The following is an 8,461-nucleotide window of genomic DNA, read 5'->3' as shown; positions in this document are numbered from 1 at the left end:
GAGTGTAGTCTTCGTGGGCTCGGAGATGTGTCTATGTGATATTTTTTTTTTTTTTTTTTCAGATGTGTATAAGAGACAGGCATACCCCTTAAAGAATCCAATATTTTCGGATGATTCTAGGTATTCTGCCACAATTTTTGTTCTTAATTTACTTAATTCGTAGCTATTTTCCCACATTGCCAAAAAGCCTAGCTCACCAGAATCAACTTCAAATTCACTAATTTCTGAACTCAGCTTTCCAATATCGCCATGAAATACAACCCATGCAAAAGCGTAGGGGTATTCATCCATGCAGTATGGCTCGGCAGGAGTTTCCATTCCTTCGAATACATGTAAGGGGAAAGTAACATAATTTAGTGACTTTGCCCTTCTTAGAACACTTTCAAATATTTCAATATTCCTATCCCTAATTTCTTTGGTTTCAAATTTAAAACAAAAGAAACTTGAGAGAGGCTTGTTATCACCTACTATAAAATCAGGATCAACCTCATTAAGTATTGGCGGTTTGCTTTCATTGTACTCAAGTGAGTAACCTTTAACTTCATAGTCAGAAAATTTTTTAAACTCGCTGAACGGAGACCTCAACTCATCCCAATGAGTTGAAACCGCTATACATCTAATCTGTGAATTTTCAAGCTGATACTTTTCTTTCAAAAAAGATGTATATTTTAGTAACTGTTGAATAGTTGTTCGTGCTGATTTATTGCTTTTTTTTAATTCTATTACTGTGTAACAACCAAATTTATCCTTTGCTAAAATATCAATAAATGCTTTTCTACCATCATCGAAACCAATATAGTGTTCTTCTTTGATCACTGTAAGCATCGGATCTAGATGAGCAATATGTTCAGCTAGATTACTCCTAATTTCAGACTCTTGTATTTTCAAAATTTCTAACCCTCGTACGTTGATATGAGGCATAACGCCCAATTAAGGTGTGAAGCACGCGACCACGGCACGTCATTTGACCACCGTAAACACTGAGTCAAACCCAAACCAAAAATGCCAAGCGGGCTGAATCACTCTTAAATTGTTTGTTAGTTGCCTGTCCAATTTACTGATTTTAGGACAGTTTAGACTTTGCGAACACAAAATCCACGTACTTTGATGCCGTTAAGTCAGGCGTAGTCTCAAAGCGGCTAGTCACTGAAACCACTTGGAACATACAACGTCGCAGAAAACGGACTAACAACACCAAAAATCTCTTTTGGAAAGACAATCTCACAATGCGGACTTTCAACAAAATCGCTGAAACCACGTGAACTCACCACGCCAGAGAAAGCGCCTTTTCAGCAAGTAAATATGCTTTTGAAACGGGAAACTCACCGAGCAGTTTTTCAGCGAAAAATGGCCGTCCTTCTAGCCTAAAATCTGCAACACCAAAGAACAAATCAGCGGTGCAGTAATGCCAAATTTGGATCTTAGCTGAAATATCCAACACTGGATTTTGCAAAAAACTCATTTAACTCTGCGCTTTTACCGCTAGATTTTGGAATTTAACTGCGTTTTTCCTCATGGCAACTAACGCCCAGTTAAGGGGTGAAGCACGCAATACCAAAGCTACTGCATGGCACTTCAACACCGAAACCAACGCATACCAAAAATGCCACGCGTGCTGAATCCCTCTTGAACTGTTTGTTAGCACGCTGCCCTTTAAGCTTTTGGTACACGCCAAGATATTGAAACATAGCACGAAACTTATGGCTTAAAACACTGAAACCAAACGGACAGCTGCCAAACTCAAAACTAACTTCGAGACGTAAGTTGGCTAGAAGAAAAACATGCTTAACTGCCCTATTTCACCGTTTTCAAATTAGCAAAGAATTCGGGCTTAGAACCTGAACAGCAGCGAAAAAGAACTGCACTTTTACCTAAAATTTCTCTACGCCAAAGAAACAACACCAGAGAAATAGCCCAAAAAGTTAGAAGCCGTAAACGATGAAGTCAAAACGAAAACTTCACATCTAGTGCCACCGGAGCGAACATGAAAGGTACATTTGATCAGGTGCAAAGCTAGGAAAAGAAACCAATAAACACAGAAACTTTTAACCTTTGATGCCAACCCAGTGCTAACGCCCTGTTAAGGTGTGAGCAATGCAATACCGATGCTTCCGCATGCCGCCTTAATCACTTAAACCAACGCATAATAAAAATGCCACGCGTTGCGAATCACTCTTAAACAGTTTGTTATACGCAAACCAGAAGAGACAATACCGTTTAGTCGTGTTCTGGTGCTGTGTATTTATTTAAAAAATCATAGCTCAACGTGGGTAGCGGTTGGGTATAGAACACCTCTGGTACATAGTCAGTGTCAAAACCAATGCGGTAACCATACCTTGCAAAGGCGACTTTGGCTAGGGTGGTCAGTTGCATGGAAAAATAGCCGTGTTCTGAATCATTCAGGCGTGGCTGGCTCCAATATTCATGGTGATTTTGAACTGCAGAGTACATTGCCTTCTGGTAGGTTTTTTCATCAGCGCCACCAAATACTTTCATCATCACATCGATCACTGGTAAATCGAGGTAGGTGACACTATCAGGCTTATCGTGACTCACCGGCTCAGAGGCACTATGGTTGACGTACTCCTGAATCAAATCCATAGGCTCGCCATCACTCAAGCTGAAAACACACCCGAGCAACCTAATGAAGGTATCACCAGATTCGCTCCGCCATTTAACTTGCGGGTGATCCACGATTTTAACGAAGCGTCTTGCGCTATCAAAATCTTCGCACAACAAAGAGCGCCATGTGGATATCTCCAGATGCGCGCCTTCAATCCCACGGCGATCCCTATCAGAGTGAAAACCAAATGACACCTCTTTATTTGGTAACGAAATCGTAATCTTTTCGCCATCCTCCAGTAAGGCATATTCAATACTTTTTGAGTCAAAATACTGCCAAGCGACGAGGGAGTGCAATGCACTGTCAATGTCCGCAAGTTTTAAATATAGTGATCTAGTGTAAAGCGCAAACCCCAAATCTCCTGGATTGACATAATTCCACTCTTCACTTTGCGCCAACCTGCGTGTGATTACATCGGTCAAAGCCGCAATATTTCCTGGTTGTTCTTTGTATACTTTTCGAGCGCCATCGTAGTTGATTGGCGGGTATTGTTGTGTCGTCATTTATTACTCAATTTATATTTTATTATATCTAGCACAAGTAGTACTCCGGCGTATAACGCCCAATTAAGGTGTGAGGCACGCAATACCGATGCTTCCGCATACCACCTTAACCACTAAAACCAACGCATACCAAAAATGCCACGCGTGCCGAATCACTCTTAAATTGTTTGTTATAAAGCGGACTCTACGTTAAACGCCTTTTCTAACCACACTGAGCTTATGTACTGCCCATGTTTCTTCGCATATTCATTGAAAACTCCGACTTCTCTGAAACCAAACCGTTTATGTAATGCAACTGATGCGTCGTTTGGTAATGCAACACCCGACAATACACGATGGACACCATAGGCACGAATTGATGAGAACAACTGAGTATATAGTTTAGAACCTAAACCTTTTTCCCTTGCTTCTTGTGCCAGATAAACGGTCACTTCTACGGTGTCGTCAAAAGCTGAAATTGCTCTGTACGGTTGGGAACATGCAAAACCTAACAACACGCCGTTCTCTTCGGCTACATATAGTTGATATTTGGTAGTGCTAGAAAACTGAGAAAACCATTTCTGACGATTTTCCAGAGTAAATGGAACTTCCTCAAAGCGTGCATTAGTGTGCTCAATATAAAAATTATAGATGTCGGTGATACCAGCAACATCTTCAAGTTTACCTGTTCGAATTTCCACGAAATGTCCTTTTTCTTCGAGCTTTATAACGCCCTGTTAAGGTGTGAGCAACGCAATACAAAAGCCTCCGCATACCACCTTAACCACTAAACACAACGCATAGTAAAAATGCCACGCGTTGCGAATCACTCTTAAACAGTTTGTTATACGAATTTAGAACGGAATATCCTCATCAAACATAGATGACTGTTCAAAGTCCTTATTTTGGCGCTGGCTTCGAAGCTGTTGACGTAGATTTGTTAACGGCCTTGACTTCACTTCAAAAAAGTCTTCTGTGTCATCATTATCCAAGTTTTGTACTTGATGTTGCAGAGATTCAATACTTTCAACGATTCTATCTAATTTCAGAGTTAGTAACTTAGTTTCTTTCTCTTGTGTGGATAAATTCGAACTAGGCAACTCAGCGGCATTTGATAACTCTAGTAACCTTACGAGTGAGTTAACTTCTGAGGTGTTATCTCTATTTGCATATGTCTCCTTCAACATGCTAGAGAGTTTCGATATCGCAGTTTTTACCTCACGATGCTTCATATTAGCATTGTAATCGCAATATCTAAGGCCACTGATATCAAAAGGAGCATCAGTATTAGTATCTTTTAGAATTACAGTCGGCATATCAAATGCCTGCCTCATGCCAAGCTCATAAAAAACATTAGGGTTTTTAGCACTAATATCACAAATAGCAATTGGAAGTTTTATTACTTTTCTCAGGATATCCAGTTGGATGAGATTAGATCCTTTAGTTTCATCTGCTCTCACGGGTATCATGCCCGCTAAACTGACTGCAGGTTTAATGATATCTTCATAAACTAATTGAAAATGGTCTTTATCGTAACCTTGCTGATCTGAGATCGGCATGATTACAAAACACTCTATTTTTTCACCATCTAACGCTTTATCCATTTAGTATCCTTATTAATTCGTATAACGCCCTGTTAAGGGGTGAGCAACGCAATACAAGAGCCGCCGCATACCGCCTTAAACACTAAAACCAACGCATAGTGAAAATGCCACGCGTTGCGAATCCCTCTTGAACAGTTTGTTAGCCCTGTGGTTGACTAGTACATATAACCTAGCCAATCAAAATGTCCAACACCCCACTGCTTATCTCTGAGTGGTTTCACATACAGTTCATCAAGATGCTCTACAGCAACTCCAAAGTTGGTGTGCTCGTGAAGCCTTAACCAAGACTGCATGCACTGGACTTGGTAAAAGCCGTTTGTAGAGTAGAAATCATGTAACTCAGATATAAGGATTATGAAATCCACATCTTTAGTTTCAGCAAATGCCGATAATTCTGACAACATAAAAGAGCCAATACCTTGCCCTCGATAACGTTCGTCAACACAAAAGTCGATTACGCCCAGAACCTTATGTATTTCCCCACCGACACTAACAACGCGATAATCCAGTCCAAGATAGCCAACCAGCTGTTCACCTTGAAAATGAAGGGCACGCATATGAGGTAACTGCTTAAAGTAAGAACGACTTACTTGGCTGTCTGGAAAAGCTTGATTTCTTAATGCTTCGATTACCTTATGATGCAATTCTGAAACATCTATTTCTTGTACGATTTCCATATCGTTTCCTCGAAAAGGGCTAACGCCGCATTAAGGTGTGAGCGGCACTTGGCTATACTTGAGCGAAGCGAAAATGCCAAGCGTTGCGAATCACTCTTAAATGCTTTGTTATATCAATTTTTACTATCTCGAGGGGCTATTACATAATAAATAACCTTACCATCACTAGATTTATAGCTGTCATTTTTATCTACAGAAACACACAATTTACCATCACAACTCGTGATGTGACCATACTGATTAAGCTTCTCTATCTGAGCTTGAAGTTGCGCTTTCTCACTTCTTATCTCGTTAATCTCATTTATAGTGGGAATATCTTTGACAAATAGGAACCAAATACTAATTGCAACACAAATTAATAATATAAGCATAATGAAAGACAGTTTTAACACCGAGTATCTACTTGCTTTCTCATACCTGGACGCTGCTTGTTCTGCTTTAACATGCGCATGTTCAAGATTTTTAAATAATTGCTCCGAAACCTTATCCGCTATTTCACTTGATGCATTTTGGGTAGACTCTTTTATTGCTCTTTTAGTCTCTGACTCAACTCTACTAACACTCCGGTTAGTCTTTTCAATTGACGTGATTGCATTTAAAAATCTTTGTTCATTTTTCTCACTTGCAGCAAGCAAATTAGCAGCTGCATCAAATAATTTATCTAACCTCTCCATTATCGACTTATCCCCATATCGAAACCTTTGGTTCTATTAAGACTTTTTTTAGCCTCTATACTTTTATTAAATTGATTCTTTATCTCATTCACATATTCTTTATGTTGTAACCTGAGCTGCATAATGTCCGTAAACTGGAAATACTTAATTCCACTCTCAGAAACTGCGATGATTATACCTCCAGTTCCTACCTCTCCTGTGCCTTGGCACCTAGCAACCAAACTCAAATAGTCCTTAAAGTCATCATCGCTAAAAGTGGTATCGTTACTAAATACATCGTCTACAATTTTTTCAATAAAAGTTTCTAATGTAAAACTATCGTTAACACTACTATCAAAAGCATCCAGATAAGGTTTGATATTATTTACACAAAGATCATTAAAAGGCTCGGTTTCAACATACCAGTGAATACTCTTAGACAAAGAAATATTTGCATGGTCTTCTCCCAATGCCGACTTTAATTGAGAGTGTCTTTGCATCTCTTTTTTTAAGCTGCCAGCTTTGTTTTTAAACTCTATGAGTTTTACAACTCCAGGAAATTCTAAAAGTACATCGCCCAACTCTTTGTCTGCTGGCGTTTGTTGAAGCAGGTTTACGACTGACAGAACCTCATTTCCGCCTTTCTTAGTACCAACAGAGTATCCTAATCCATAAAGAAAGTTTCCAATAACTACATTCTCATATAGTTTCATTATTTTTTGCACCTATCTCTAAATTGATATAACGCCCAATTAAGGTGTGAAGCACGCGACCACAACACTTAATTTAACCACCGTAAACATTGAACTTGACCCACACTAAAAATGCCAAGCGTGCTGAATCACTCTTAAATTGTTTGTTATGTATATTTTTGTGTATGCTTTCGGATAAACCGCCTAAAATCTGCGGTAGAACCAAAATAGTTAGGGTAAGCTTTTTGGAGACTTTTAGCATTTTTAGCTGACAGGAGTACACAAACTAGTACATCAGGATCTTTTTCACACTTATTCAGTTCCTTCAATGCGTTAGGAGTCTGATCGAGTTTAAATGTCTCCACTCCAACTTCAAGCTTGAAAGTATTTTTGCCAGTAAATTTAGCAGAAGATAGAGAATTCGAGTGCAAAGTTACTAAGCACATACCGATATTTTTTGGTGATTTAAGCTCTTTTAGCCCACGAGTAGTTGCTTGTATACCCAGTGAAAAGTTTGATAGTTTTCTCTTAACGTCCAACGTCACTTCAAGTTCATGAAGCCTTTTTTCCAAAATCTCGACTTCTGTATTATCCAATACACATGCTTTTTCATCATGCGCTACTAGCTTGCCTGCAATTGCAAAAAACTCTCGCCAAATAGGGTGGCCTCCCATGCTCGTTTTGAGCTCAATCTGTTCAAGTGTATCAATTATTTCAAGACTTGTAGCCCAAGCATGTTGCAACTGAGTTCTTAGTTGCACTTCAACTTTTGTTTTCTTCCAGCTATGGTTATCTTCTGCGTCATCAAAACAACTATAGACGAGATGGATACCACCATATCCACTTTCCTTTGGAGTTAAATAGTCGGAAGTATGAATAATTTTATGAACTGAGCGGCTTTTACCAATAATGCCTGAAGCTCTTTAAGTTGTTTCAGATTTTTGACTATCGCTCTACAACCACCGATGGCTTGCATACGTGTAAATTTTATAGCGTTATCACTTTTTCCATCTAATGACGGGCGTTCCAACTTGTTGATGATGGTAGGTAAGCGTTTCAACCGGCGCGCAACAAGTATTTCATCCGAGACTCTGTTAGACGTTCTAACCAAATGATTTTTCATTAACATTAGAGGGTAAGCATGAAGCTCTCGATAATTTTGGATTTTGTTTATTGCATCTTCCCTTGCTGCTCCTTCACACCCATGGCGAATATCTCTAGCAGCCTTGTCTATTGATTTTTTTGAATAACGAAGGGTTACCTTCTGATTTTCATATGCTTGACTTGCCATATACCTCTCCAAATATACATAACGCCCTGTTAAGGGGTGAGCAACGCAATACAAAAGCCGCCGTAAACCACCTTAATCACTAAAATCAACGCATAGTGAAAATGCCACGCGTTGCGAATCCCTCTTGAACAGTTTGTTATGTGCGAACTTCTAGCTTGTAGATGACTGCTCAGCAACACTAACTTTAGGCTCTTTCTCTGGCGTCGACCATTTGATGATTGCTCTAAGGTTCATTGAGAAAAAGATGATATTTGCAATTATCATTGCCACACTGCCAGTAAGATAACCAACTGCTACCCAACTAGTGTTACCGCACATCATTAAAATGAAACCGATTTTGTTCTTATTTCCAATTTGCCAAATTGCAAGAAACGTAAGTACCATTGCAACCCAATCGATTCCATAGTACTGAAAATATTCCATTTTTCCTCCAAGCACA

Annotated in this window: 11 protein-coding genes; all 11 read right to left on the bottom strand. The window is 39.3% G+C overall.

Features of this window, described 5'->3' with window-relative positions:
- Nucleotides 1-888: endonuclease NucS domain-containing protein (locus EX191_RS22440; protein WP_193448529.1), on the bottom strand; the 888-nt coding region annotated here is incomplete at its 3' end.
- Between the two features lie 376 nt (nt 889-1,264).
- Complete coding sequence (locus tag EX191_RS22435; RefSeq protein ID WP_193448530.1) at nt 1,265-1,462, bottom strand: hypothetical protein; 198 nt, start codon at nt 1,460-1,462, stop codon at nt 1,265-1,267.
- Between the two features lie 755 nt (nt 1,463-2,217).
- The gene (locus EX191_RS22425) at nt 2,218-3,126 is read right to left on the bottom strand and encodes an Imm49 family immunity protein (RefSeq protein WP_193448527.1); all 909 of its coding nucleotides are present in this window, start codon (nt 3,124-3,126) and stop codon (nt 2,218-2,220) included.
- Nucleotides 3,127-3,296: 170 nt separating this feature from the next.
- A complete protein-coding gene (locus EX191_RS22415; protein ID WP_193448526.1) occupies nt 3,297-3,806 on the bottom strand; it encodes a GNAT family N-acetyltransferase in 510 nt (169 codons plus the stop codon).
- A gap of 153 nt (nt 3,807-3,959) precedes the next feature.
- Nucleotides 3,960-4,709: a hypothetical protein gene (locus tag EX191_RS22405; RefSeq protein ID WP_052505703.1), complete on the bottom strand. Its 750-nt coding sequence runs from the start codon at nt 4,707-4,709 to the stop codon at nt 3,960-3,962.
- 155 nt (nt 4,710-4,864) lie between these two features.
- Nucleotides 4,865-5,386, bottom strand: a complete 522-nt coding sequence (locus EX191_RS22395) for a GNAT family N-acetyltransferase (protein WP_193448525.1) — start codon at nt 5,384-5,386, stop codon at nt 4,865-4,867.
- Nucleotides 5,387-5,499: 113 nt separating this feature from the next.
- The gene (locus EX191_RS22390) at nt 5,500-6,060 is read right to left on the bottom strand and encodes a hypothetical protein (RefSeq protein WP_193448524.1); all 561 of its coding nucleotides are present in this window, start codon (nt 6,058-6,060) and stop codon (nt 5,500-5,502) included.
- Nucleotides 6,060-6,752 (bottom strand): hypothetical protein, encoded by a 693-nt coding sequence (locus tag EX191_RS22385; protein WP_193448523.1) that lies wholly within the window; start codon nt 6,750-6,752, stop codon nt 6,060-6,062. Before EX191_RS22385 ends, EX191_RS22390 begins: the two co-directional genes overlap by 1 nt.
- Nucleotides 6,753-6,898: 146 nt before the next feature.
- Nucleotides 6,899-7,492 carry a hypothetical protein gene (locus EX191_RS22875; protein WP_243238778.1) on the bottom strand — a complete coding sequence of 198 codons (594 nt, stop codon included), beginning with the start codon at nt 7,490-7,492 and terminating at the stop codon, nt 6,899-6,901.
- A gap of 95 nt (nt 7,493-7,587) precedes the next feature.
- Complete coding sequence (locus tag EX191_RS22870; protein ID WP_206677677.1) at nt 7,588-8,022, bottom strand: nucleotidyltransferase family protein; 435 nt, start codon at nt 8,020-8,022, stop codon at nt 7,588-7,590.
- Nucleotides 8,023-8,172: 150 nt separating this feature from the next.
- Complete coding sequence (locus EX191_RS22370) at nt 8,173-8,445, bottom strand: nicotinamide mononucleotide transporter (RefSeq protein WP_005462157.1); 273 nt, start codon at nt 8,443-8,445, stop codon at nt 8,173-8,175.
- Between the last annotated feature and the right edge of the window lie 16 nt (nt 8,446-8,461).

Origin of the sequence: Vibrio chemaguriensis, from assembly GCF_012275705.1 — a bacterium.
GTDB lineage: Bacteria > Pseudomonadota > Gammaproteobacteria > Enterobacterales > Vibrionaceae > Vibrio > Vibrio diabolicus.
This window is presented reverse-complemented; position numbering and strand designations above follow the sequence as displayed.